22 protein-coding genes are annotated in these 23,043 nt (G+C 67.4%); 3 read left to right on the forward strand and 19 right to left on the reverse strand.

Features of this window, described 5'->3' with window-relative positions:
- Positions 1-89: 89 nt before the first annotated feature.
- The 8 genes from phnC to phnG all read right to left on the reverse strand — a co-directional run bounded on the left by phnC (position 90) and on the right by phnG (position 6,705).
- Complete coding sequence (phnC, locus tag J0I99_RS05640; RefSeq protein ID WP_291396428.1) at positions 90-962, reverse strand: phosphonate ABC transporter ATP-binding protein; 873 nt, start codon at positions 960-962, stop codon at positions 90-92.
- 168 nt (positions 963-1,130) lie between these two features.
- Positions 1,131-1,739: an acetyltransferase gene (locus tag J0I99_RS05645; RefSeq protein WP_291391330.1), complete on the reverse strand. Its 609-nt coding sequence runs from the start codon at positions 1,737-1,739 to the stop codon at positions 1,131-1,133.
- On the reverse strand, positions 1,736-2,440 hold the full coding sequence (gene phnL / locus J0I99_RS05650; RefSeq protein ID WP_291396429.1) for a phosphonate C-P lyase system protein PhnL: 705 nt from the start codon (positions 2,438-2,440) through the stop codon (positions 1,736-1,738). Before phnL ends, J0I99_RS05645 begins: the two co-directional genes overlap by 4 nt.
- Positions 2,441-2,616: 176 nt before the next feature.
- On the reverse strand, positions 2,617-3,393 hold the full coding sequence (gene phnK / locus J0I99_RS05655; protein ID WP_291396431.1) for a phosphonate C-P lyase system protein PhnK: 777 nt from the start codon (positions 3,391-3,393) through the stop codon (positions 2,617-2,619).
- A gap of 150 nt (positions 3,394-3,543) precedes the next feature.
- Complete coding sequence (locus J0I99_RS05660; protein WP_291396433.1) at positions 3,544-4,422, reverse strand: alpha-D-ribose 1-methylphosphonate 5-phosphate C-P-lyase PhnJ; 879 nt, start codon at positions 4,420-4,422, stop codon at positions 3,544-3,546.
- 142 nt (positions 4,423-4,564) lie between these two features.
- On the reverse strand, positions 4,565-5,665 hold the full coding sequence (locus J0I99_RS05665; protein ID WP_291396434.1) for a carbon-phosphorus lyase complex subunit PhnI: 1,101 nt from the start codon (positions 5,663-5,665) through the stop codon (positions 4,565-4,567).
- Positions 5,666-5,668: 3 nt separating this feature from the next.
- Complete coding sequence (phnH, locus tag J0I99_RS05670; RefSeq protein ID WP_291396436.1) at positions 5,669-6,259, reverse strand: phosphonate C-P lyase system protein PhnH; 591 nt, start codon at positions 6,257-6,259, stop codon at positions 5,669-5,671.
- Positions 6,259-6,705: a phosphonate C-P lyase system protein PhnG gene (gene phnG, locus J0I99_RS05675; protein WP_291396438.1), complete on the reverse strand. Its 447-nt coding sequence runs from the start codon at positions 6,703-6,705 to the stop codon at positions 6,259-6,261. Before phnG ends, phnH begins: the two co-directional genes overlap by 1 nt.
- A gap of 80 nt (positions 6,706-6,785) precedes the next feature.
- On the opposite strand from phnG, the gene phnF reads away from it, so the two are divergent.
- Positions 6,786-7,523: a phosphonate metabolism transcriptional regulator PhnF gene (gene phnF, locus J0I99_RS05680; RefSeq protein WP_291396440.1), complete on the forward strand. Its 738-nt coding sequence runs from the start codon at positions 6,786-6,788 to the stop codon at positions 7,521-7,523.
- 198 nt (positions 7,524-7,721) lie between these two features.
- Here phnF and J0I99_RS05685 read toward each other — a convergent pair whose 3' ends face one another.
- On the reverse strand, positions 7,722-9,014 hold the full coding sequence (locus J0I99_RS05685) for a Gfo/Idh/MocA family protein (RefSeq protein WP_291396442.1): 1,293 nt from the start codon (positions 9,012-9,014) through the stop codon (positions 7,722-7,724).
- A gap of 192 nt (positions 9,015-9,206) precedes the next feature.
- Here J0I99_RS05685 and J0I99_RS05690 point away from each other — a divergent pair, with 192 nt between their 5' ends.
- Positions 9,207-10,679, forward strand: a complete 1,473-nt coding sequence (locus J0I99_RS05690) for an FGGY family carbohydrate kinase (RefSeq protein WP_291396444.1) — start codon at positions 9,207-9,209, stop codon at positions 10,677-10,679.
- A gap of 59 nt (positions 10,680-10,738) precedes the next feature.
- On the opposite strand, the gene J0I99_RS05695 is transcribed toward J0I99_RS05690, so the two are convergent.
- From J0I99_RS05695 to J0I99_RS05735, 9 genes are all read right to left on the reverse strand, one after another.
- On the reverse strand, positions 10,739-11,485 hold the full coding sequence (locus J0I99_RS05695) for an SDR family NAD(P)-dependent oxidoreductase (protein ID WP_291391320.1): 747 nt from the start codon (positions 11,483-11,485) through the stop codon (positions 10,739-10,741).
- Between the two features lie 152 nt (positions 11,486-11,637).
- Positions 11,638-12,327: a FadR/GntR family transcriptional regulator gene (locus J0I99_RS05700; RefSeq protein WP_291396446.1), complete on the reverse strand. Its 690-nt coding sequence runs from the start codon at positions 12,325-12,327 to the stop codon at positions 11,638-11,640.
- A gap of 165 nt (positions 12,328-12,492) precedes the next feature.
- On the reverse strand, positions 12,493-13,452 hold the full coding sequence (locus tag J0I99_RS05705; RefSeq protein ID WP_291396448.1) for an NAD(P)-binding domain-containing protein: 960 nt from the start codon (positions 13,450-13,452) through the stop codon (positions 12,493-12,495).
- Between the two features lie 31 nt (positions 13,453-13,483).
- On the reverse strand, positions 13,484-14,617 hold the full coding sequence (locus tag J0I99_RS05710) for an NAD(P)-binding domain-containing protein (protein WP_291396450.1): 1,134 nt from the start codon (positions 14,615-14,617) through the stop codon (positions 13,484-13,486).
- A 194-nt stretch (positions 14,618-14,811) separates the two neighbouring features.
- Positions 14,812-15,723 (reverse strand): TIM barrel protein, encoded by a 912-nt coding sequence (locus J0I99_RS05715; protein WP_291396452.1) that lies wholly within the window; start codon positions 15,721-15,723, stop codon positions 14,812-14,814.
- A 185-nt stretch (positions 15,724-15,908) separates the two neighbouring features.
- Positions 15,909-16,985 (reverse strand): ABC transporter ATP-binding protein, encoded by a 1,077-nt coding sequence (locus tag J0I99_RS05720; RefSeq protein ID WP_291396454.1) that lies wholly within the window; start codon positions 16,983-16,985, stop codon positions 15,909-15,911.
- A gap of 12 nt (positions 16,986-16,997) precedes the next feature.
- Positions 16,998-17,915: an ABC transporter permease subunit gene (locus J0I99_RS05725; protein WP_291391314.1), complete on the reverse strand. Its 918-nt coding sequence runs from the start codon at positions 17,913-17,915 to the stop codon at positions 16,998-17,000.
- 10 nt (positions 17,916-17,925) lie between these two features.
- Positions 17,926-18,810 (reverse strand): ABC transporter permease subunit, encoded by an 885-nt coding sequence (locus J0I99_RS05730; protein ID WP_291396456.1) that lies wholly within the window; start codon positions 18,808-18,810, stop codon positions 17,926-17,928.
- A gap of 73 nt (positions 18,811-18,883) precedes the next feature.
- On the reverse strand, positions 18,884-20,221 hold the full coding sequence (locus J0I99_RS05735) for an extracellular solute-binding protein (RefSeq protein ID WP_291396458.1): 1,338 nt from the start codon (positions 20,219-20,221) through the stop codon (positions 18,884-18,886).
- Positions 20,222-20,549: 328 nt separating this feature from the next.
- Here J0I99_RS05735 and J0I99_RS05740 point away from each other — a divergent pair, with 328 nt between their 5' ends.
- The gene (locus J0I99_RS05740; RefSeq protein WP_291396460.1) at positions 20,550-21,941 is read left to right on the forward strand and encodes an L-serine ammonia-lyase; all 1,392 of its coding nucleotides are present in this window, start codon (positions 20,550-20,552) and stop codon (positions 21,939-21,941) included.
- A gap of 66 nt (positions 21,942-22,007) precedes the next feature.
- Here the strand turns inward: J0I99_RS05740 and J0I99_RS05745 are convergent, their stop codons facing one another.
- Entirely contained in the window at positions 22,008-23,006 is a 999-nt protein-coding gene (locus J0I99_RS05745) for a substrate-binding domain-containing protein (RefSeq protein WP_291396462.1), read from the reverse strand.
- Between the last annotated feature and the right edge of the window lie 37 nt (positions 23,007-23,043).

A 23,043-nucleotide genomic window follows, 5' to 3' on the forward strand; every position in this document is an offset into this window, starting at 1 on the left:
TAGTCTCCTTTGGTGACGCGATTGGCTTTCCGCCGCCTGCCGCGCCGCACGAGCAGGCGGCTGGCCGGCAGGTGCGGAAACTCTGGATTTCAGTTGGGAAGACCGGCCGAAGCCAGCGGAGCCTCGAGGGCACCGGCGGGCAGGTCGGCATGCTTCTTCTTTTTCTTCTTGGGAACGATGGCTTCGAGGCTGGTCGAGGTCATCTCCTCGGAGAACGCTTCCTCGAGGCCGTCGGCGCCGTAGAGCTCGCGTGCCACCTCGGTCGTCAGTTCATCCGGCGTGCCGTCGAATACCACCTTGCCGGCCGCCATGCCGATGATCCGCTCGCAATAGGCGCGGGCGGTATCGAGCGTGTGCAGGTTGGTGATGACGGTGATCCCCTGCTCCTCGTTGATGGCGGCGAGGGAGTCCATCACGACCTTGGCGTTGCGCGGATCGAGCGAGGCGATCGGCTCGTCGGCCAGGATCACCCTGGGCTCCTGCATCAGGGCGCGGGCGATGGCGACGCGCTGCTGCTGACCGCCCGACAGGGTCTGGGCCCACTGGCTGGCAGTCTGGGCGATGTCGAGGCGCTCCAGCGCCTTGAGCGCCATCAGTTGCTCCTGTTCGGAGAAGATCTGCAGCAGCGACAGCAGCGAATTGCGCCGGTTGAGGCGCCCGAGCATGACGTTGGTGAGCACGTCGAGGCGCGGCACCAGGTTGAACTGCTGGAAGATCATGGCGCAGTCGCGCTGCCAGTCGCGCAGGGCCTGCCCGCGCAGCGCCGACACCGGCGCGCCGTCGAACTCGATCCGCCCCTCACTGACGTCGATCAGCCGGTTGATCATGCGCAGCAGGGTCGACTTGCCGGCGCCGGATCGACCGATGATGCCAACCATCTGGCCCGCGGGGATATCGAGGCTGATGTCCGCAACGGCCGTCTTGGCGCCGAAGCGCCGCGTCACGTTGGAAATCTTGAGCATGCCCGGCACCCCGTCCCTCTAGCGGGACTGAGACCTATGCCGGCTTGACGAAGCCCGCATGAAGGTTGGATGACGTGTTCGTGACGGTGCAAAAGTCGGCCCACAAAGCAGATAAACCGCTGCGCTGGCAGCGGTTTATCGGCCGAGGAGCAGGTGCAGACAGCTCGGTTATTCGTACTTCTCGAGAAAGGCCTCGATCGTCAGCGCGCGGAAATCCGGCAGCGCCGCATGCAGCTTCTCATGCTCCCAGTCCCACCAGCCGAGCGCCAGCAGGCGGTCGGCGATCGGCCTGGGAAATCGCTCGCGGATCGGCCGCGCCGGCACCCCCACCGCGATGGCGAAGTCGGCGACATCCTTCGTCACCACCGCATTGGAACCGATGATCGCGCCATGGCCGATCTTCACCCCGGGCATGATCACGGCGCCATGACCGATCCAGGTGTCGTGCCCGACCTCGATGCCGTGCTCGGCGCGCCAGTCGAAGAAGCCCTGGTCATCGTCCTCGCCGTCGAAATACCAGCTCGAACGATAGGTGAAGTGATGCAGCGACGCGCGCTGCATCGGGTGCTTGCTGGCATAGATGCGCACATGCGCCGCGATGTTGGCGAACTTGCCGATCTCAGCGTAGGCGATCTGCGTGTTCTCGACGCAATAGGAATAGTCGCCCAGCCTCGAGTGCGCGACATGGCAGCCAGCCCCCACCTCGGTGTACCGGCCGATCACGGAACTCCGCACGTCGGCCGTCTCGTGGATGAACGGCGTCTCGCTGAGCCTCATGCCGCCTTCCTTGCCGCGAACAGGGTCACATCGACGATCCGGTCGGCGACCAGCGCCCGCACTTCCTCGTCGTGGAAGATGCCGAGCAGCGCCGCGCCGGCCTGCTTCTTTTCGGCGATCATCTCGACCACGACGCCGCGATTGGTGGCGTCGAGCGAGGCCGTCGGCTCGTCGAGCAGCAACACCGGATGGTCCGTTATGAAGCCGCGCGCGATGTTGACGCGCTGCTGCTCGCCCCCCGAGAAGGTGGCCGGCGGCAGCGACCACAGCCGCTCCGGCAGGTTGAGCCGGGCCAGCAGGGCCCGCGCCCTCTCCGTCGCCTCGTCCCGTGCCACGCCCCGACTGACCAGCGGCTCGGCCACCACGTCGAGGGTTGTGACACGCGGCACGGTGCGCAGGAACTGGCTGACATAACCGATCGTGTCGCGGCGCAGCTCGAGCACCACGCGCGCGCTGGCGGTGGCGAGGTCGACGGGTGCGCCATGATGGATCAGGCTGATCGAGCCGGCGTCGACGCCGTAGTTGCCGTAGACCATCTTGAGCAGGCTCGACTTGCCGGCGCCCGACGGGCCGCCCAGCACGACGCACTCGCCGGCATGGACCTCGAACCCGACACCCGAGACGACGGGCAGCACGATGCCGTCGCGCAGGTGCATGGTGAAGGATTTCGCGACGTCGCGGACGGAGAGGAGGGGGGTCATCGCCTTGCTCCAAGATCGTGCCTCGCGCCTCTCATCCGGCGCTTCGCGCCACCTTCTCCCCGACGGGGAGAAGAATAGGCGGCGGCCAGATCGGGGCACGCTGTTCCTCTCCCCGTCGGGGAGAGGGTGGATCGGCCGAAGGCCGAGACGGATGAGGGGTTGGTGCGCACTGCTCATCACACCTGCAAGATCGAACTGACGAGCAGCTGCGTGTATGCCTCGCGCGGGTCGTCGAGCACGCGGTCGGTGAGGCCCTGCTCGATGACGTGCCCGTCCTTCATCACCATCATGCGGTGGCTGAGGAGCCGCGCCACGGCGAGATCGTGCGTCACGATGATGGCCGAAAGCCCGAGGTCCGAGACGAGGCCGCGGATCAGGTCGAGCAGGCGCGCCTGCACCGAGACATCGAGGCCGCCGGTCGGCTCGTCCATGAAGACCAGCCGCGGATGCGTCACGAGGTTGCGGGCGATCTGCAACCGCTGCCGCATGCCGCCCGAGAACGAGCGCGGCTCGTCGTCGACGCGGTCCTCGGCGATCTCGACGCGGCCCAGCCAGTCGATCGCGGTCGAGCGGATCCTGCCGTAGTGCCGGTCGCCGACCGCCATCATCCGCTCGCCCACATTGGCGCCGGCCGAAACGGTCATGCGCAGCCCGTCGGCCGGGTTCTGGTGCACGAAGCCCCAGTCGGTGCGCATCAGGAAGCGGCGCTCGGCCTCGCTCAGGTCGTAGAGATTGCGCCAGACGTCGTCGCGCATCCGGTACTCGGCGACGCCGGACGTCGGCTCGAGCCGGGTCGACAGGACATTGAGCAGCGTCGTCTTGCCCGAGCCGCTCTCGCCGACAATGGCCAGCACTTCGCCCGGCCAGAGCTCGAACGACACGTCGGCGCAGCCGCGGCGCGAGCCGTAGTATTTGCTGAGATTGGACACACGCAGGAGGGGTTGGTCAGACATCGACGTCTCCGATGCTGGGGGATGTCAGCTCCCCTCCCCCTTGAGGGGAGGGGCGGGGGGTTGGGGTCCATCGGTGATCCACTGAACCACCCCCTCCCTCGATCCCTCCCCTCAAGGGGGAGGGAGGCGACGAACCGAGATGCCGCGTACTCATTCCGCCGCCTCCAGCGCATGTCCGGCGAGCGTGCCGCGATGGCCGTGTTCACGGCGGTCTTCGCAGTTGTCGGTGTCCGAGCACACGAACATGTGCCCACCGTGATCGTCGAGGATCACCTCGTCGAGATAGACCCCGGTCGCCCCGCACAGCGCGCACGGCTCCTCGAAATGCTGAATCTCGAACGGATGATCCTCGAAATCGAGGCTCACCACTTCCGTGTAGGGCGGCACCGCATAGATGCGCTTCTCGCGCCCGGCACCGAACAGTTGCAGCGCCTCGCTCATGTGCATCTTGGGGTTGTCGAACTTCGGCGTCGGCGACGGATCCATCACGTAGCGGCCCTCGACCTTGACCGGGTAGGCGTAGGTCGTGGCGATGCGCCCGTGCTTGGCGATGTCCTCATAGAGCTTCACATGCATCAGCCCGTATTCCTCGAGCGCATGCATCTTGCGCGTTTCGGTCTCGCGCGGCTCGAGGTAGCGCAGCGGTTCGGGAATCGGCACCTGGTAGACCAGCACCTGGCCCTCGGTCAGCGTCCTTTCCGGGATGCGGTGGCGCGTCTGGATGATCGAAGCCTCGGCCGTATGCGTGGTCACCGCGACATTGGCCACCTTGGCGAAGAAGGCCCGGATCGAGACGGCATTGGTGGTGTCGTCGGCACCCTGGTCGATGACCTTGAGCACATCCTCGGGCCCGATGATCGAGGCCGTGATCTGCACGCCGCCCGTGCCCCAGCCGTACGGCATCGGCATCTCCCGGCTCGCGAACGGCACCTGGTAGCCCGGGACGGCGATGGCCTTGAGGATGGCCCGCCGGATCATCCGCTTGGTCTGCTCGTCGAGGTAAGCGAAGTTGTAAGCTGCGACGTTCATTCCGCGTTCCTCGCGAACTTTTCTGGCTCCCCTCCCCCTTGTGGGGAGGGGCTGGGGGTGGGGGTCCATCGGTATTTTGCCGGACCACCCCCTCCCTCGGTCCCTCCCCTCAAGGGGGAGGGAAGGACAACTGCGAGCCTTGTCATTCCGCCGCCTCCGGATAGGCGTCGTCCCCGGCCTCCGCCTCGTGCTCGGCGCGCATTTCGCGCAGGAGGCCGAGTTCGCCCTGGAAATCGACATAGTGCGGCAGCTTCAGGTGCTCGACGAAGCCGGTCGACTGCACGTTGTCGGAGTGCGAGATGACGAACTCCTCGTCCTGCGCCGGATGGTTCACGTCCTCGCCCAGTTCCCGGGCGCGCAGCGAGCGGTCGCACAGCGACATCGCCATCGCCTTGCGCTCGGCCTGCCCGAACACCAGCCCGTAGCCGCGGGTGAACTGCGGCGGCACTTTGGCATTGCCCTTGAACTTGTTGACCATCTGGCACTCGGTGACCCGGATGCGCCCGAGGTTCACGGCAAAGCCGAACTCTGGGATATCGAGCTCGACCTCGACCTCGCCGATGCGGATTTCACCCACGAACGGATGCGAACGGCCATAGCCGCGCTGCGTCGAATAGCCGAGGGCGAGCAGGAACCCCTCGTCGCCGCGCGCCAGCGCCTGCAGGCGCCGATCACGGCTCAGCGGGAACTCCATGGGTTCGCGCGTCAGGTCGCCGATCTCGTCCTGCGGCTCGTTGACGTCGTCCTCGGTCAGGCCCTCATGGCCGAGCAAGTCCGTGACCCGCGGGGCCCGCTCGGGCTCGCTGTCCCGCGCCACCGGCGTGTCGACCGCACCACCCTCGGCGATCGAGGGATCGAGCAGCCGGTGCGTGTAGTCGAAGGTCGGGCCGAGCAACTGGCCACCCGGCAGGTCCTTGTAGGTCGCCGAGATGCGCCGCTCGATCTTCATCTCGCCGGTGTCGATAGGACGCGAATAGCCGAAGCGCGGCAATGTGGTGCGATAGGCCCGGACGAGGAAGATGGCCTCGATCAGGTCGCCGCGCGCCTGGATCAGAGCCAGGGCCGCCAGTTCGCGGTCGTAGAGCGAGCCCTCGCCCATGGCGCGGTCGACCGCAAGTCCGAGCTGCTCGATGATCTGCTCGATGCGCAACGCCGGGACATTGCGATCGCCACGACGGCGGTCGGCCAGCAGGCGGTGGGCATTGGCGATGGCGGCCTCGCCGCCCTTGACGGCAACATACATGGCTCAGGCCTCCGAAATGCGGGTGGTGCGCGGCAGCGCGACGAGCGCGCCGTCGCGGACGATCAGTATGTCGATGCCGCGCGGAAAGCGCTCGCGGTTGTCGGCCCACTGCGCGAGGAAATCGCCGCCCGGCAGCGGCAACTCGGTGTCGAGACGGTTCTTGATGCCGGGCCCCTTGAGGGTGACGCGCTGTGTGCCGGCAGCAGCGGCCAGCACCACTGTGGTCGAACGGTCCGGGTACTCGTCTGTCCCCTGCCCCAGCACGTCGAGCTTCGGCAGGTGGCGCGCCTCGGTCACCAGCGCGAACTGCGCCTGCGAGGGATCGGCGGTCAGCGGCGCGCCGCAATGGAAGGCCAGCCAGCCGGTCACCGCCTCGCTCGACGCCAGCACGGGGTCGAGCCAAACCAGCGTATCCTGGTCGCAGAGTGTCAGGGCCAGCGCACCGAGCTCCTGCGTCAGCGGCGCCGGCGGTGCGGCATCGGAGGCGATGGATTGCACTGTGCCTGGACGGGCGAGCGCATCCATGGTGGCGCGGAACACCGACTGCGCGCCCAGCACCCGGTCGGTAAAGCCGCCTTCGATCACTGCATCCATCAGTCGTCTCCCCGGACCATGGTGAAGAAATCGACCTTGGTGGCGGCCGTCTCGTCACGGCGCCGGTCGTCGGCGGCCTCGAGCTCGGCGCGCAGCGGCGCCAGAACCTGTGCTTCGACGGTCGCCGCATCGCGCTGGAACAGCGCATCGAACAGCGCCGACGTCACGGCCTTGTCGCCGTCGCGCCCGAGGCAATAGGCATGCCCGACCTCGCCGCTCTCGAGCCGCACCGTCGCCCGCGTCACCGTCGCTTCGCCCAGGTTGAACGGATTGCCGCCGCCCCCGGCGCGCGCCCGCACCATCACCAGCCCGGTCTCGGGCCCGCGTACCTTGTGGAAGGCCGGCTTGTCGGGCCAGGCCGACCACAGTTCGGCGAGGCGACCGGCCGCCGCATGGCTCAGCACGGCCATCGCTTCCTGCCTCGGATTTGCCTCTGCGGGCTGCATGTGGCTTGCTCCAACTTGTATAGTGGAATAGACAAGTACGTCCGTCTTACCCCTCCTTACCCAGCCGACGTGAATTTGCAATGACAGTCTTGAGCCGCACCGAGATCGAGCCCGCCGGCGGCGTCGCGCTGTGGCGCCAGATCGCCGATGCGATCCGCCTCGACATCGTCGGCGGCAAGCTCGAAACCGGCGACAGGCTGGCTGGCGAGCTGCCGCTGGCGGAGCGCTTCGGCGTCAACCGCCATACCGTGCGTCGCGCCATTGCCGTGCTGGTCGAGGAGGGTGTGCTGCGCGCCGAGCACGGCCGCGGCACCTTCGTCGCCGAGGCACGGCGACTGAGCTACCCCATCGGACGGCGAACCCGCTTCAGCGAGGGGCTGGCAGGACAAACGAAGCAACGCGCCCGCACGATCCTGTCAAGTCGCATCGAACGCGCCACCGCTCGCCTTGCGGAGCGGCTCGATGTGAAGCCGGGGACACGCCTGATCCGCGTCGAGACCGTCGCCTTCGCCGACGGCCGCGCGCTCAGCCGGGCGACAGGCTGGCTACCCGAGCAGCGCTTCCCCGAATATCCGGCCGTGCTGGCCGAAACCGGATCCACCACTGAAGCGCTGAAGCGCTATGGCATCGACGACTACTCGCGCGGCTCGACCCGTATCTCGGCCCGCCACGCCACGACCGACGAAGCCCAGGTGCTGAAGCTCGCACCGGGCGCCGTGGTGCTAGTGTCGGACGCAGTGGACATCGACGCGGCCGGCGTGCCGATCCATACGCTGCTGACGCGGTTTCCGGCGGATCGCATGGAGTTGGTGGTTTAGGCTTTCGATCGTCAGCTGTCGTCATCTCCGGGCTTGACCCGGGGACCCTGACGATGTCGAGGAAGACCCCCACCGTCGCCCATGCTCGGTGTCGGTGGTCAGGGCTAGGTCGAGCACAAATCGCAAGATCGAGTGGGTTCCCGGGTCAAGCCCGGGGATGACGACTGACAGTGTAATCGCAAGGCAATACGGTAGCCCCTACCGCTCGAGCACGATCCCCGCCTCGGCCAGCATCCGGTCCACATCCACCGTCTGCCCCGTCGCGATCGACGTGTTCGCGGCAATGCCGGTAAGGATCGACCACGCCCCCTCCTTGTGCGTGGACGCGCGGCTGTACTTGTCCGGCGCCATGCTGCCCGGCTCGAACAGGTAGCCCAGCATCACCGGGTCGGCGCCGCCATGGTCGCCTTCGCCGGCCCAGACCTCGAGCGGCTCGGGCCGCCGGCCGTGCAGGTGCAGCACCGTCGTCATGTTCTCCTCGGCCGACTTGTCCCGCACCCCGCCGAACACGCCATGCACCTCGACATGCCGATGCGTCAGCTCGCCCTTGGTGCCGTGGAACTTGATCTCGAGCCCTTCCCAAGGGGAATAGGCGCACAGCGTATAGTTGAGGAATACGTCGTTGGCGTAGCGCACCTGCACCTGCATCGTGTCCTCGATGCTGATGTCGCCCGAAAACACGCACTTGTCGCGCAAGTAGCCGTCGTCATCCTCCGCCTCGAGATAGAGCTCGCGCAGCGCCGGATCGTTCGCGAGGTCGAGCCGGTACTCGCATCTGTCGAATACCGGGCAGGTGTGGCAGCGCTCGCCATGGCCGCCGAGCCCGAGCGCCTCGGCCATCTCAGGCGTGTAGAACACGCGCTTGCCCAGTGCGCTGACGGTCTTTGGAGTGGAAGCCACCCACCAGTTCATCAGGTCGAAATGGTGCGTCGACTTGTGCACCAGCAGCCCGCCGGACTTCTCCTTGTCGCGATGCCAGCGGCGGAAATAGTCGGCCCCGTGCACCCGGTCGAGATACCAGCGGAAGTCGACCGCCGTGATCTCGCCGATGGCGCCGGACAGCAGCAGGTCCTTGAGCTGCGTGCGCGCCGGCGTGTAGCGGTAGTTGAAGGTGACGGTGACTGTCTTGCCGCTCTCCCGCTGCGCATCAAGGATGGCGCGGAGCTTGTCGAGATCGACCGTCATCGGCTTCTCGGTCATCACGTTCCGCCCGGCCTTGAGCGCCGCAACGATGTACTCGTGGTGCAGGTAGTCAGGCGTCGTGACGATGACCGTGTCCGGCTCCTGCTCGGCGATCATCCTGTCGAAGTCGCTCGCATCGTAGGTCGCGACCCCGTTCCCCCGCTTCGGCACCTTGCCGGCCGAGAGCGCCAGCCGGCTGTCGTTCACGTCGCACAGTGCAACGAGGTCGTTGCCCTCCGGATGCGTCTCGGTGATCGCCTTGCGGAACATGGCATGGCGCCCGCCGACGCCGACTATCGCGTATCTCAATCTGGGGGTCCCTCGTCCGGTCTCAGCCGCCCGGCCAAATTCTCATGCCAGGCACCGGGCAAAACTAATTCACCACCTGGTTACTTAGTCAAGCCGACCCTCGCCGCGATGCATGCGCCACTTGCCTTGCCTGCGATGGATGGTCTCTACTCCCCGCACGCCGCCAACCAGAACGGACCAGAAGCCGCGACGATGACGGACGACCTCACCCTGTCGATCGACCTCGGCACTTCCAGCGTCCGCGCCGCGCTGGTGGATCGGCGAGGTACGATCCGGTCGCTGGCGAGCCGCGGCTTCGTGCAGACCGTCCCGCGCTTCGGCTGGGCCGAGCAGAGCGCCACGGCATGGTGGCAGGCAACAGAGGCAGCTATCGGCGAGGTCATGCAGGCCGCTGCCGCGCCCGTCGTGGCCGTGTGCGCCTGCGGCCAGATGCACGGCACCGTGCTGGTCGATGCCCGGGGCGAGCTCGCCAGCGACCGGGTGCTGCTCTGGAACGACAAGCGCGCCGCGCCGCAGGTCGAGGCCTGGGAAGGCGCGCATCCCTTCACCTCCCACGCCGAAACCACGGCCAATCCTGCAACGCCCGCCTGGCCCGGCTTCAAGCTCGCCTGGCTCAGGGCCCATGCACCGGAAGAGATGGCGCGGGCCGCCGCGGTGCTGACACCCAAGGACTTCATCAACCTGCAGCTGACCGGCGTCGCCGCCACCGACTGGAGCGAGGCCTCGGCCAGCTTCATGGCCGACAGTCGAACCGGCCGCTGGTCGGACGAGGTCGTCGCTAGCCTCGGCCTCCGCCGCGACCTGCTGCCGCGGATCCTTGATGCCTCGGCCGTGATCGGCCACGTGACCGCGCAGGCGGCCCGTGCCACCGGGTTGCCTGCCGGCATCCCGGTCCTCGCCGGCGGCGGTGACCTGCCGGTGGCGCTGATCGGCTCCGGCGTCGCAGCCCCTGGCCTGGGGTCCGACATCGCCGGCACCTCGGCGATCGCCACCCTCGTGCGGACCGCTCCGCTGCTCGATCCGGCGGTGGCCAATGTCGCGCTGCCGGGTGGACTCTGGGGTGCGTTCACGCTCGTCGACGCCGGCGGCGACGCCATCCGCTGGGCGGCCCGCGCCATTGGCGACGGCGTGCCCGAAAGCGCCATCGAGGCCGCCGCGGCAGGCTCGGACGGCCTGTTCTTCCTGCCCTTCCTCTCGGGCGAGCGCATGCCGCCGGCCCGCAACTCCCGCGCGCAGTTCTTTGGCCTCACCACCAGCCACGGCACGGCCGAGATGAACCGCGCCGTGCTCGAGGGCATCGCCTTCGCCCTGCACCGCCAGTTCGAGCCGATTGCGCGCCTCGGCGGCCGACCAGAGCGCTTCGTTGCCGCCGGCGGTGGCGGGCGCTCCGACCTGTGGCTCAGGATCAAGGCCAGCGTCTACGGCGTACCGATCCTCGTGCCGCGCGTGCTCGAAACCGGCGTCGTCGGCTGCGCCATCCTCTGCCGGCAGGCGCTCGGCGAAGGCAGGTTGCCGGATCTGATGGGCAGGATGACCGCCATCGAGCGCGAGGTGCAGCCCGTGCCCGAATGGGCAGACCGCTACGCTCGAATGCTGCCGGTCTACAGCCACATCGTCGAGGCCATGCGGCCGCTTTATGCGGAACTGGATGGGCTGGAGCGCTAGTCCCCTCTTATCCTCCCCCGTTCACGGGGGAGGATCACGGAGAGGGGAGTGCGCGGGCGTTAGTAAGTGGCGCGGCCGCCGCTGAGGTCGAACACCGACGCCGTGGTAAAGCTGTTTTCCTTGCTCACCAGCCAGGCCACCATGTTGGCGGCTTCCTCGACTTCGAGGAAACGACCGCGCGGGATGCGGCTCAGCATGTAGTCGATGAACTCGGGCTTGAGCTCGTCGAGGATGCGCGTCTTGGCCGTCGCCGGGGTGATGACGTTGATGGCGATGTCGTACTTGGCGCATTCCTTGCCGACCGCCTTGGTCATGCCGATGACGCCGGCCTTGGCCGCCGCATAGGCCGAGGCATTGGGGTTGCCTTCCTTGCCGGCGATCGAGGCGATGTTGACGATGCGTCCGTAGTTGCGCGCCTTCATGCCCGGCAGCACCGCGCGGTTGACATAGAACGCGCCGTTGAGGTCGATCTCGATCACCCGGCGCCATTCATCGAGCTCGTATTCGTCGAGCGGCGCGTTCTTGCCGGCAATGCCGGCCGAGTGGACGAGGATGTCGAGCTTGCCGAGGCTGTTTTCGACCTCGGCCACCGCTGCGGCGACCGCATCGTAGTTGGTGATGTTGACCGCGACGGTGGAGGCGGCGGCGCCGAGCTCGGCCTTGGCGCTGGCGAGCAATTCAGCGTTCATGTCCCACAGGCTGACCCTGGCGCCCGAAGCAACGAGCCGGCGCGCGATGGCAAAGCCGATCCCTTGGGCGCCGCCCGTGATGACGGCGACCTGGCCGTTCAGATCGATCTGGTTCATGTCTTCCCCGCTCGGCAAGTGTTCTTGTGCAATCGGCTTAGCAGCCCTTTCCGCTAATTCCATACAGTGGTCCCGCTCGCTAGTGACCTTTAGTCTGCCCCTGTTGCGCAACTGCCGCGCGCTGGAACGACGAGGCCGGCCAGCTCGCGCGGCTACCCGCCGGTTTGCCGGCCGATGTCGCCGATCCGGCTGGCGCGCATGCCGACGCCGATCACCACCTTCATGGCTTCGCGCGCCGCGTGCGGGTCGCGGGCCGCGATGGCCTCGGCGATGCGGCGATGGTCGTCGACCGACGACGCCAGCCGTGCGGCATCCTCGGCCGGGGAGCTGACCTCGAGAAGCCCGATCAGCGCGACCTCGACGAGCGCCGCCGCCGACCTCAGGAACGGGTTGTGTGCCGCCACCACGATGGCGAGGTGGAAGTCCAGGTCGGCCCTGGCATAGTCCTCGCGACCGATCTCGGGTGCCGCCATGCGGTCGAGGCGGTGCAGGATCGCGTCGAGTTCGTCCCGGGTCCACCGCATCGCCGCGAGGGCAGCCGCCTCCGGCTCGAGCGCCAGCCGCATCTCGGAAAGGTGCGTGATGAACTCGGGATCGAGCCCCTGCCGGGACTGCCAGGCCAGCACGTCGCGGTCGAACAGGTTCCACTCCGAGCGTGGCAGCACGCTGGTTCCGACACGGGCCCTGGCCTGGATGAGTCGCTTTCCCGCCAGGGTCCTCAGCGCTTCGCGCAGCACCGTGCGCGACACTCCGAAGCGCTGCATCAGCTCTGCGTCGCCGGGAAGCAGCGAGCGCTCCGGATAGGCGCCCGACACGATCGCACGCCCCACTTCGGCAGCCACCCGGGCGGTGCGCGAACGCCCGGATGCGGCAGCCCCCGCGTTTGACTCGACCTGACTGATGGCGACCCTCGTCCCTATGGTGAAACGCTGGCGTCAGCAGCTACCCCGAATGCGGGGCACCGGGAAGAGCGCCTCAAGTCGAATATGCGGCGCCCGCAGTTCGGCCTAGGCGCCCGCAGCGGCGAACCCCGCGCGGGGGTCACGACCCGGGCCGGCGCCCTCGATGATCAGGTCGGCGACCACCACGTCGGTGCCGGTAAGCCCCATCGGATAGCAGGCGGTCAACCCCGCCGACGGCTGCCGCTCAGGGCCAAAGGCGGAAAGCGGCTCGAGGCGCCGCAGATGCTCCGTCCCGGAGAGGATGAAGGACGCACCGGCCGCGGCAACCTGCTGCGGACTATCGGTCACCAGCGTTGCCGCACGCTCGGCGACGTCAAGACCGAGTTCCTTGCCCGCCGGGCTCTTGTAGCCGACACTGTGCACGAAGGCGTCCGGCGCCAGCCACTCCGCCCGGAGCACCGGGCGCAGGCTGGTGGTGGCGACAATCACGATGTCCGCCCCGTCGACCGCCGCCTCCGCCGAGGCCGACGCGGTCACGGCAAGTCCCAGTCGTCCCGACATTTCGGCCGCAAACCGCTCCGCCGATTCCGCCGAGCGGCTGTGGACACGCGCCTGCGTGATGCCGCGCGTTGCCAGGGCGGCTTCGAGATGCGACCGAGCCTGCCGGCCCGCACCGATCAGCGCCACCGTGCTCGCCTCGGGACGCGCCAGCGCCCGGATCGCGGCCCCGCCGATGGCGCCCATGCGCACCACGCCCAGTTCGCTACCGAGCACGATGCCCTTCATCCGGCCGCTGGCCATATCCCAGACGATCACGGCCTGATCGTCGAAATGCTGGCCGTAGCGCGAGAAATAGCTGCGCACGCCACCCACCGCCGGCCCCTGCCTCGATCCGCCGACGGCGAAGACCAGTTCCGTGGTGCCGCCGAAATCGACCCGGTGGCGGGCCGGCGCGACGAACGCTCCGTCCGCCGCGGCGCGGATCACCGCCTCGACGGCGGCGATCGCCGCCGGCATGTCGGTCAGCCGCCTGACGTCATCGTCGTGAAGAACGATCGGAGCCATGCAGCGATCCGGCACGCCCCGGCCCGGCTTGTCACCTGCCCGCCTCGGCCGGGCCAATCCCCAGCGTCGCCATCAACTCCGCCGCCGCGGCGCTTCCTGCCCGGTTGGCGCCGATCGTCGAGGCCGATGGCCCGTAGCCGATAAGGTGGACGCGCGGCTCCTTTACCACCTCGGTCGCCAGCCGCCCCCCCATGAAGATGCCGCCCGAGTCCTCGCGCAGCAGCAGCGGCGCCAGGTGGTCGAGCGAAGAGCGAAAGCCCGTGCACCAGACGATCACGTCGGCCCGCTGCTCGCGGCCATCGGCCCAGCGCACCCCGGTCGCGGTTATCTCGCTGAACATCTCCTGCCGTTTCAGGTCGCCGCGCGCTGCCATGGCCTCGATCAGCGGCGAGCGCGGCAGGCCGGTGACCGAGACGACCGAGTTCGGTGGCAACCCCGCCCGCACCCGCTCCTCGACCAGCTTGACCGCCGCCCGTCCCGCCTCCTGGTCGAACGGTCCGTCGCGGAACTGCGGCGGTCGGCGCGTCACCCAGGTGGTCGTCGTCACCTGCGAGATCTCGTTGAGCAGCTGGATTGCCGAGATACCGCCGCCGACGATGACCACGTGCTGGCCGGCGAACTCGGACGCGGTGCGGTAGTCGCGCGTGTGCAGCTGCCGTCCCCTGAACCGGTCGCGGCCGGGATAGTCCGGGATGTAGGGCGTCTCCCAGGTGCCGGTAGCATTGATGATGCCGCGCGCCGAGAACTGTCCGCGGTCGGTCTCGATGCGGAAGCGCTCGCCGCGCCGGCACACTACCGCGACCTTCACCGGCCGGAACACGTTGAGGCCGAAGCGCTCCTCATACGCCGCGAAATACTGCGGCACCGCCTGTGCGGCCTCGACCTCGGTGCGGCTGGTGTCCACCGCCTCGGAAAAGGCCATGCCCGGCAGGTCGTGCACGCGGTTGACCGTCGACAGCGTCAGCGATGGCCAGCGGAACTGCCACGCCCCGCCCGCCCGTGGCGACTGGTCGAGCACGATGAAGCCACGGCCCGCCGCGAGCCCGCGCTGCGTGAGGTGATAGGCCGAAGACAGTCCGGCCTGCCCCGCTCCGATCACGACGATCTCGGTCTTGATGGCAACGCCGCTTGGCTGCGGATTGAGGGTCGGGGCTGCGGCGTCCATCGGTGCGGGTTCCGGCTGCGGACCCCAGAGGTAGGATGGGCGCGCCGGTGGCGCAACGGGAGAGGTACGCACGGGCGCGCCCGCGCGATGCCATCCGGACAGGGAGGCCGGACTGTCGTTGCACGACGGGAAGGGAGCACCGTCGGAGGAACGGCCCCGGCTCTCGCCGGGGCGGCATCGCGGGAACGGACCGCCTATTCGGCGGCGATGGCACGCGGCGCATTCAGCGTCGCAAGCTCTCGGGCCCGGGCGAGGCTCGCCGGCTGCTCGCGCCGGTAGCGGCTGCCGATCTCCATCATCAGCACCGTCTCGGGTAGGAACGTCAGTTCGCTGAAGATGCGATCCCAGCCGATGTCGCCCCAGCCGAGCGGCATGTGCAGGTCGCCGATGCCGAGCGCCGTGTTCTCCTGCGGGTGGAAGGCCTTGAAGAAGCCCTGCGGCCGGCCGAACGAGTCATGCACGTGCAGGTGCCCGGCGACCGGCGCCATCGCCCCGATCTCGGCGAAGAAATCGAGGCCCTTGAAGGTCACTTCGATGTAGGCGTGGGAGAAGTCGATCAGCGCCACCACGTTGGGATGGTTCACCGCGCGGACGGTCGCCGCGACCTGCGACGGAGTCTGGCGATATTGGCCCGGCTCGGTGGTGAAGATGTTCTCGAGCGCGATGCGCACGCCGTGCGGGCGGGCGAAATCGGCGACCTCGGTCAGCGCCTCGCGCTCGCGCTCGTCGGCTCCGGCCCAGTCGGCGATCGCATCGGCACGCAGGCTGCCCGAATGCTGGACGATGATTTCAGCACCGATCGAGTTGCACACTTCGATCAGCGCCTTGGCGGCGTCGATCTGGTAGCGCTGGGTGACGGGGTCCATGAAGTTGGACGAGACCAGCCCGTGCACGGTGTAGCGGAAGTCGAACTGCTGGCAGAGCCCCACCAGCGCCTCGTGCCGCTCGCGGATGATCCGGCCGCCGGCGACGAGGTCGAGGCTGGTGATTCCGATCTCGACAGTGTCGACGCCCATGTCGGCAAGGGCGCGCATGTCGGCTTCGAGTTCGGTGAACTCGCCATTGTGGGAGCCGACGTTGAAGCCGGCACCGATGATGTGGGTCATGCAATGTCTCCTGGGGGTTGCAGGCTGGAAGCGCGTCGGGGCGCGTGCCTCCAGACGCTCTGATGGTTTCGGTCGTCATCCGCGGGCTTCGTCCGCGGACCCGTGGGATGCCGCGGCATCGCTCGGTCCCGGGTCTTCGCCCGGGGATGACGGTGGATGATGGCGGGCGGAGTGCCCGCCGGCACTCAGTGCGCGATGCGGCGGCCGTTCTCGACCGAGAACAGGTGCAGGGCGTCGGCTTCGAGGCTCAGGTGCACCCGCGTGCCGGACTTGATCTCGGCCGTGTCGGTATCGAGAGCCACGATGCGACTACCGTTGGCGTCGGCGTGGATCAGCCGCGACGCGCCGAGCTCCTCGACATAGTCGACCACCGCCGCGATGGCGCCGTGCGTCTCGGCATGAGTGCGACGTACCGATTCCGGACGCACGCCGAGCACCACCTTCTTGCCGGGCTGGCGCACGCCGTTGAGCTGGCTGACATTCATCTTGCCGCCCTGGCCGTGCACGAAGTGGCCGTCGGCATCGAACTCGCCCTCGAACAGGTTCATGGCCGGCGAGCCGATGAAGTCGGCAACGAACCGGCTGGCCGGGTTGTTGTAAACCTCGGTCGGCTTGCCTATCTGCTCGACATTGCCCGCATTCATGATGATCAGCTTGTCGGCCAGCGTCATCGCCTCGGTCTGGTCGTGCGTCACGAACACCGAGGTGACGCCGAGGTCGCGATGCAGGCGCCGCACCTCGGCGCGCATGGCGACGCGGAGCTTGGCGTCGAGGTTCGAGAACGGCTCGTCGAACAGGAACACCTTGGGCTCGCGCACCATGGCACGGGCCATCGCCACGCGCTGGCGCTGGCCGCCCGACAGTTCGCCCGGCCGGCGGTCGAGGAACGTCTCGAGCGACACCGACTGCGCCACCTTCATGACGCGCGCATCGCGCTCGACCCGGGGCACCTTGGCCACCTTCAGCGAGTAGCCGATGTTCTGGCGCACCGTCATGTGCGGGTAGAGCGCATAGTTCTGGAACACCATGGCGCAGCCGCGCTCGCGCGGCTCGAGCTGGTTGACCACCTTGCCGCCGATGGCGATCTCGCCCGCCGTGATGTCCTCGAGCCCGGCAATCATGCGCAGCAGCGTGGACTTGCCGCAGCCGGACGGCCCGAGGATGACGACGAACTCGCCCGCCTCGATCTCGACGTCCACGCCGTGGATCACCGGGGTCTTGAGGTAGCTCTTCTTCACGCCCTTGATGGAAATCTGGGACATCGGTCTATCCAATCACTTGTCGCGGGAAATGAGGCCGCGCACGAACCAGCGCTGCATGAAGGCAACGACGAGCAGTGGCGGCAGCATGATGATGAGGGCGCCCGCCATGGTGACGTTCCAGTCGGGCGTGCCGTTCTGTGCCGGGATCAGCGCCTTGAGCTGCATCACCACGGTGCCGAAATTGGCCCGGTCGGTGGTGATCAGCAGCGGCCACAGGTACTGGTTCCAGCTCGACACGAACATGATGGTGGCGAGCGCCAGCATGTTGGTGCGGCTCAGGGGCAGCAGCACGTCGAAGAAGAACTCGATCGGCCGCGCTCCATCCATCTTGCTGGCCTCGACCAGCTCGTCCGGAATGGTCATGAAGAACTGCCGGTAGAGGAACGTACCGGTCGCGGTCGCGACCAGCGGCAGGATCAGGCCGGTATAGGAGTTGAGCAGGTTCCAGTTGAGCGTCACCTGGATGCCGCTCACCGCATTGACCAGCCAGCTGATGCCGAGCGTGTCGAGGATCACCTGGAACGGCAGCAGCGCGTTGGCGGCAATCGCATAGGTCGGCACGATGCGCACTTCGAGCGGCAGCATCAGGGTGATGAAGATCAGCCAGAAGCTGATCATCCGGCCGCGGAAGTTGAAGAACACGATGGCGAAGGCCGAAAGCGAGGCCAGCGTGATCTTGCCGACGGTGACGCCCACGGCGACGATCAGGCTGTTGAGCATCTTGGGGCCGAGGTCGGCCCGGGCCCAGGCTGCCGAGAGGTTCTCCCACAGGTGACTGGACGGCATCAGGCTGATGGGCACCTGGCTCACTTCCTGCAGCGACTGGCTGCCGGCCACCAGCGTGATCCAGAACGGGATCACGACCAGGAACGCGCCTATCGCCATGGCGAGGTAGGTAAGGAAGTCGAAGACGGGCGAGCGCTCGATCATGGCTCTATCCTCAATTGTAGTGGACGCGGCGTTCGACCCATTTGAACTGGACGAACGTGAGCCCGATGACGAGCAGCATGAGGATGATCGACTGGGCGGCGGCGCCCGAGTAGTCGAGGCCTTTGAACCCGTCGAAATAGATCTTGTAGACCATCACTTCGGTCTGCCCGATCGGTCCACCCTCGGTCATCGTGTCGATGAGGCCGAAGCTGTCGGTGAAGCTCGAGATGATGTTCATGATGAGCAGGAAGAACGCCGTCGGCGCGATCAGCGGCAGTTGCAGGTCGAGCATGCGGCGGAACGGGCGCGCGCCATCCATGGCCCCGGCTTCCGAGATGGAGCGCGGGATCATCTGCAGGGCGGCGAGGAAGAAGATGAAGTTGTAGCCGATGCCCAGCCAGGCATGGCAGACGATCACCATGGCGAGCGCGTGCCAGCCATTGGTCGCCGGATCCCAGATCCCCGGCCAGACCTGGTTGATCGAGCCGATCAGCCCCGATTCCGGCGCAAAGATGAAGCGGAAGGCGACACCCGCGGCCGGAGCCGCGATGGCGTAGGGCCACACGAAGATCGACTGGAAGAACTTGGTGCCCTTGAGCGAGCGGTCGACGAAGGCGGCCAGCGTCAGCGCGATCGCCATCGAGAGCCCGGTCGTCACCATCGCATAGAGGCCGGAGCGCAGCACGGTGCCCCAGTATTCGCGATCCCGGAAGATGGAGATGAAGTTGTCGAACCAGACCCAGCTGTTGCCGCCACCCCAGGGCTGCTCGAGCGTGAACGCCCAGTACAGCGCCTGCGACGTCGGCCAGTAGAAGAAAACCAGGACCAGCAGCAGCTGTGGCGCAAGCAGCAGCCAGGGCAGCATCGGGTTCTTGTAGTAAGCGCGTCGTTCCATCGTCCCATCCGCCCCAGGGGAAACAGTGCACGGGCGGCCACGCGGGCTGCCCGTGCACTCAGTCACTCAACGATCAGAGCAGGCTCTTGCCGGCATAGGTCGCTTCGAAGCGACGCAGGACTTCGTTGCCCTTGGCATCGAACTCTTCGAGCGCCTGCTGCGCCGGCACGTTGTTGAACAGCACCGACTGGATGGTCTTGACCATCTCGGCCCGGATCGACGGGTAGCCGCCCAGGCGGATGCCGCGGGTGTTCTCGCCGGCCGGCATGGTCAGCGAGGCAATGGCGAGCTCGCGGCCCTTGTACGGAGCGGCGTCGTAGAAGCCCTTGGCCTTCATGGCCTCGAAGCCCGTGTTGGTCACCGGGATGTAGCCGGTCACGGTCGACCACCACTCGGCCTGTGCCGGCTCGGCGAGGAAGTTGTAGAACGCCGCGGCGCCCTTGTATTCCTCGGCCGACTTGCCCTTCAGCGTCCACAGCGAAGCGCCGCCGACGAGCGAGTTGGTGCGCTCGAAGCCTTCGAGCATCGGCAGCATGGCGACGGTCCAGTGCACGCCGTCCTTGGCCTGCTTGCTGAACGTGCCGTGGTCGGCGATCGAGGACGAGGTGATCTGGCACTTGCCGTTGACGAAGGCGTCGTTGGCGGTCTCGCCGGCATCCTTGGACTTATGGATGAAGAGACCTTCGTCATACATCTTCTTGATCCAGGCCAGCTGGTCGACGAACTTGCCCTTGGAGACGACCAGTTCGGCGTCGAGGCCGCCGAAGCCGTTGCCCTTGGTGGCGATCGGCTGGTTGTGGATGGCCGAGAACTGCTCGAACCACTGCCAGGCGCCGGCCGGGTCGAACGCGACCGGGCAATCGTAGCCGGCGGCCTTCATCTTGCGGGCCACGTCCTCGACCTGGGTCCAGGTCGTCGGGGTGCCTTCAAAGCCCACCTTCGCCAGCGCGTCGGTGTTGTAGTAGATGACGGCGGTCGAGGAGTTGAACGGCATCGACAGCAGCTCGCCCTTGCTGGTCGAGTAGTACGAGGCGATACCGGAGAAGTAGTTGGTCCAGTCGATCTGGAAGCCGTTGTCCGCCATCAGCTGGCCGACCGGGATGAAGGCGTCCGACAGCATCAGGTCGAGCGTGCCGGCGTCGAAGATCTGGGTGATGGTCGGCTGCTTGTTGGCGCGGAAGGCCGCGATCGTGTTCTGCAGGTTGTTGTCGTAGTTGTCCTGGCTCACGCAGACGATCTCGTAGTCGGGCTGCGACTCGTTGAAGGTCTTGCACATCTCCTGGATGCGCTCGCTGAGGTCGCCCGACAGGCCGTACCAGAATTCGAACTTGGTCGCGGCGGCGGCGGGGGAGCCCACGAAGGTGAGCGCAGTCGCAGCCAGAGCCGCGCTGAGCAGCCAGTTGGTTTTCATCTCAAAGGTCTCCGAGGAAAGTGAAATGCCGATCGATTTCTCGAGCGGCGGCACTCCTAGTCGGTCACCTTGACGATTGGATTTCAGGGCGGTGAAGCTCCCATGACGAGCCGATGACAGAATTATGTCAGCCCGCCCGGCAGGCCGAAAACGCCTTTGCAGGGAGGCACTTGGGGGAGACGCGGCCCGGCAAGCGGCCTCGCGGTTGGCTGTGCAGGAAACCCGTCGGCCCGTGCGCCGCCCGGTCTGCGGCCGGGTCCGGCACTTCGGCGCGAGACGTCGGGCGCCGTTGTCGATAGGCTCGCCGCACACGACATGTGGAGGCAACATGTTCCTTTCCGTATTCGACGTCTTCAAGATCGGCATCGGCCCCTCGAGTTCCCACACGATGGGGCCGATGACGGCCGCCAACCGCTTCCTCGACGAGATCCTGGCTGGCGACTGGCCGCGGCCACGCCAGGCGACAGTCGCGGCGCTGAAGGTGAGCCTGCATGGTTCGCTCGCCTTCACCGGCGTCGGGCACGGCACCGGCCGCGCCGTGGTCCTCGGCCTGTGCGGCCTCGCCCCCGACAGCGTCGATCCCGACCGGACGGACGCGACCATCGCCGCCGTCGAAGCCGAAGGCCTGGTGCATCCGCCCGGCCACCCCGCCTACCGCTTCCGCCCCGCGCACGACCTTGTCTACGACCGATCGAACCGCCTGCCCGGCCACGCCAACGGGCTGCAGTTCTTCGCCCTAGACGCGGACGGCACGCTGCTGCTGCGCCGCATCTACTATTCGATCGGCGGCGGCTTCGTCGTCAGCGAAGCCGAGCTCGCGCGCGGCCCCGCCGCAGCGGAGGCGGCGGACGTGCCCTATCCGTTCGAGAACGCCGCGCAGATGCTCGAGATGGCCGCCAGCTCCGGCCTCTCGATCGCCCAGATGAAGCGCGCCAACGAGGAGGCGCGGATCGGGCGCAAGGCGCTGGACGCCGGCCTCGACCGCATCTGGGAGGCCATGGATGGCTGCATCCGGCGCGGACTCGCGACCGACGGGCAGTTGCCCGGAGACCTCAGGGTGAACCGCCGCGCCCGGGCCATCCACACCCAGCTCGAGCAGCAATGGCAGCGCAACGAACTCGGCCCCTTCGCCGGCAATGACTGGCTTGGCGTCTATGCCATGGCGGTGAACGAGGAGAACGCCGCCGGCGGCCGCGTCGTCACCGCCCCCACCAACGGGGCGGCTGGCGTCATCCCCGCCGTGCTCAAGCACCACGCCACCTTCGCCACCGGCGCTACCCGCGCGTCCATCCGCGACATGCTGCTCACCGCCGCCGCCATTGGCGGCATCATCAAGCACAATGCCTCGATCTCGGGCGCCGAGGTCGGTTGCCAGGGCGAGGTCGGCTCGGCTTCGGCCATGGCCGCTGCGGCGCTGTGTGCTGCCATGGGCGGCACCCCGGCCCAGGTCGAGAACGCCGCCGAGATCGCGCTCGAGCACCATCTTGGCATGACCTGCGACCCGGTGGCCGGGTTGGTGCAGATCCCGTGTATCGAGCGCAATGCCTTCGGCGCCGTGAAGGCGGTGACCGCCGCGTCGCTGGCACTCAAGGGCGACGGCACGCACAAGGTCTCGCTCGACGTCTGCGTCGAGACGATGCGCCAGACCGGCCATGACATGAGCGAGCGCTACAAGGAGACCAGCCAGGCTGGCCTCGCCGTCAACGTCGTCGCCTGTTGAGCGGCGAACGTCCGGCAGCGCCGGGAGGAGGCGGGCCCCTGCCGACGCCGGAGCCCGCCCGTCAGGTCAGAAGTTGAACTGATCGATATTGTCGGCGTTGAACGTGGTCAGTTCCGCCTGGGTATTGATCGAGTTGTTGGCGTTGATCGTGATCTTGCCCAGGTTCGGCACCTCGAAGGTCGAGCCGACCTCGTTCTTGATCGAGCCGTCGAGCACACCGAGCGCGAAGTGCACGGCGAGCCAGCCCTCGTTGTACGGCGACCACAGCTGGAAGGCCTTCACCGTGCCGTCCTTGATGAAGTCGCGCATCTCGCTGGGCAGGCCGAGGCCGGTGACATGCACCTTGTCGGCGATACCGCGCGACTGCACCACCTGCGCCGCGGCGGCGATACCTACCGTGGTCGGGGCGATGACGCCCTTGAGGTCGGGGTAGTTGGAGAGCAGAGCTTCCATCTCGGTGGTCGACTTCTCGGGCTGGTCGTCACCGTAGACGGTCGCCACCAGCTTCATCTTGGCATACTTGGGATCGTTCTTGAGCGTGTCGTTCATGCCCACGATCCACTTGTTCTGGTCGGGAGCCTCGGTGGTGGCCGACAGGATGGCGATCTCGCCCTCGTAGCCGATCAGCGAGCCGACCATCTCGACCTGGTCGCGGCCGACGATGTCGAAGTTCACCGGCAGGATGGTCGCGTCGCGGTGGCTCTCGTTGCCGGTCAGGTCGCCGTTCACGGTCAGCACCAGGATGCCCTTGGCGCGGGCGTCATCGAGCACCTGGTTCAGCGCGTCGGGGCTGTTGGGCGCGATGCCGATCACGTTCACGCCGCGCTGGATCTGCGCCTCGATGAACGGGATCTGCGAGGTCGCCTCGGCCGTCGCCGGGGCCACGAACTCGAACTCGCAGCCCTTGGCCTTGCAGGCGTCCTGGAACCCGCCGGTGATCGAATCGAAATACGGATTGCCGGTGTTCTTGCCGATATAGACGATCTTGACCGGATCGGCGGCGAGCGCCGCGCCCGCCAGCGCGATGCCGGCGGCAAGGCCGAGCAGCAGGGATTTCTTGAGCACGTCTTCCTCCTCATGTGATGCCGGTGGGTCCGGCGGA

The sequence above is a fragment of the Devosia sp. genome, assembly GCF_017307495.1.
In the GTDB taxonomy this organism is placed as follows: Bacteria; Pseudomonadota; Alphaproteobacteria; order Rhizobiales; family Devosiaceae; genus Devosia_A.

Excerpts from the sequence above, each read along its gene's own strand:
- phnC (WP_291396428.1), bottom strand. The coding sequence starts at position 962 with ATGCTCAAGATTTCCAACGTGACGCGGCGCTTCGGCGCCAAGACGGCC.
- J0I99_RS05645 (WP_291391330.1), bottom strand. The coding sequence starts at position 1,739 with ATGAGGCTCAGCGAGACGCCGTTCATCCACGAGACGGCCGACGTGCGG.
- phnL (WP_291396429.1), bottom strand. The coding sequence starts at position 2,440 with ATGACCCCCCTCCTCTCCGTCCGCGACGTCGCGAAATCCTTCACCATG.
- phnK (WP_291396431.1), bottom strand. The coding sequence starts at position 3,393 with ATGTCTGACCAACCCCTCCTGCGTGTGTCCAATCTCAGCAAATACTAC.
- J0I99_RS05660 (WP_291396433.1), bottom strand. The coding sequence starts at position 4,422 with ATGAACGTCGCAGCTTACAACTTCGCTTACCTCGACGAGCAGACCAAG.
- J0I99_RS05665 (WP_291396434.1), bottom strand. The coding sequence starts at position 5,665 with ATGTATGTTGCCGTCAAGGGCGGCGAGGCCGCCATCGCCAATGCCCAC.
- phnH (WP_291396436.1), bottom strand. The coding sequence starts at position 6,259 with ATGGATGCAGTGATCGAAGGCGGCTTTACCGACCGGGTGCTGGGCGCG.
- phnG (WP_291396438.1), bottom strand. The coding sequence starts at position 6,705 with ATGCAGCCCGCAGAGGCAAATCCGAGGCAGGAAGCGATGGCCGTGCTG.
- phnF (WP_291396440.1), top strand. The coding sequence starts at position 6,786 with ATGACAGTCTTGAGCCGCACCGAGATCGAGCCCGCCGGCGGCGTCGCG.
- J0I99_RS05690 (WP_291396444.1), top strand. The coding sequence starts at position 9,207 with ATGACGGACGACCTCACCCTGTCGATCGACCTCGGCACTTCCAGCGTC.
- J0I99_RS05695 (WP_291391320.1), bottom strand. The coding sequence starts at position 11,485 with ATGAACCAGATCGATCTGAACGGCCAGGTCGCCGTCATCACGGGCGGC.
- J0I99_RS05705 (WP_291396448.1), bottom strand. The coding sequence starts at position 13,452 with ATGGCTCCGATCGTTCTTCACGACGATGACGTCAGGCGGCTGACCGAC.
- J0I99_RS05710 (WP_291396450.1), bottom strand. The coding sequence starts at position 14,617 with ATGGACGCCGCAGCCCCGACCCTCAATCCGCAGCCAAGCGGCGTTGCC.
- J0I99_RS05715 (WP_291396452.1), bottom strand. The coding sequence starts at position 15,723 with ATGACCCACATCATCGGTGCCGGCTTCAACGTCGGCTCCCACAATGGC.
- J0I99_RS05720 (WP_291396454.1), bottom strand. The coding sequence starts at position 16,985 with ATGTCCCAGATTTCCATCAAGGGCGTGAAGAAGAGCTACCTCAAGACC.
- J0I99_RS05725 (WP_291391314.1), bottom strand. The coding sequence starts at position 17,915 with ATGATCGAGCGCTCGCCCGTCTTCGACTTCCTTACCTACCTCGCCATG.
- J0I99_RS05730 (WP_291396456.1), bottom strand. The coding sequence starts at position 18,810 with ATGGAACGACGCGCTTACTACAAGAACCCGATGCTGCCCTGGCTGCTG.
- J0I99_RS05735 (WP_291396458.1), bottom strand. The coding sequence starts at position 20,221 with ATGAAAACCAACTGGCTGCTCAGCGCGGCTCTGGCTGCGACTGCGCTC.
- J0I99_RS05740 (WP_291396460.1), top strand. The coding sequence starts at position 20,550 with ATGTTCCTTTCCGTATTCGACGTCTTCAAGATCGGCATCGGCCCCTCG.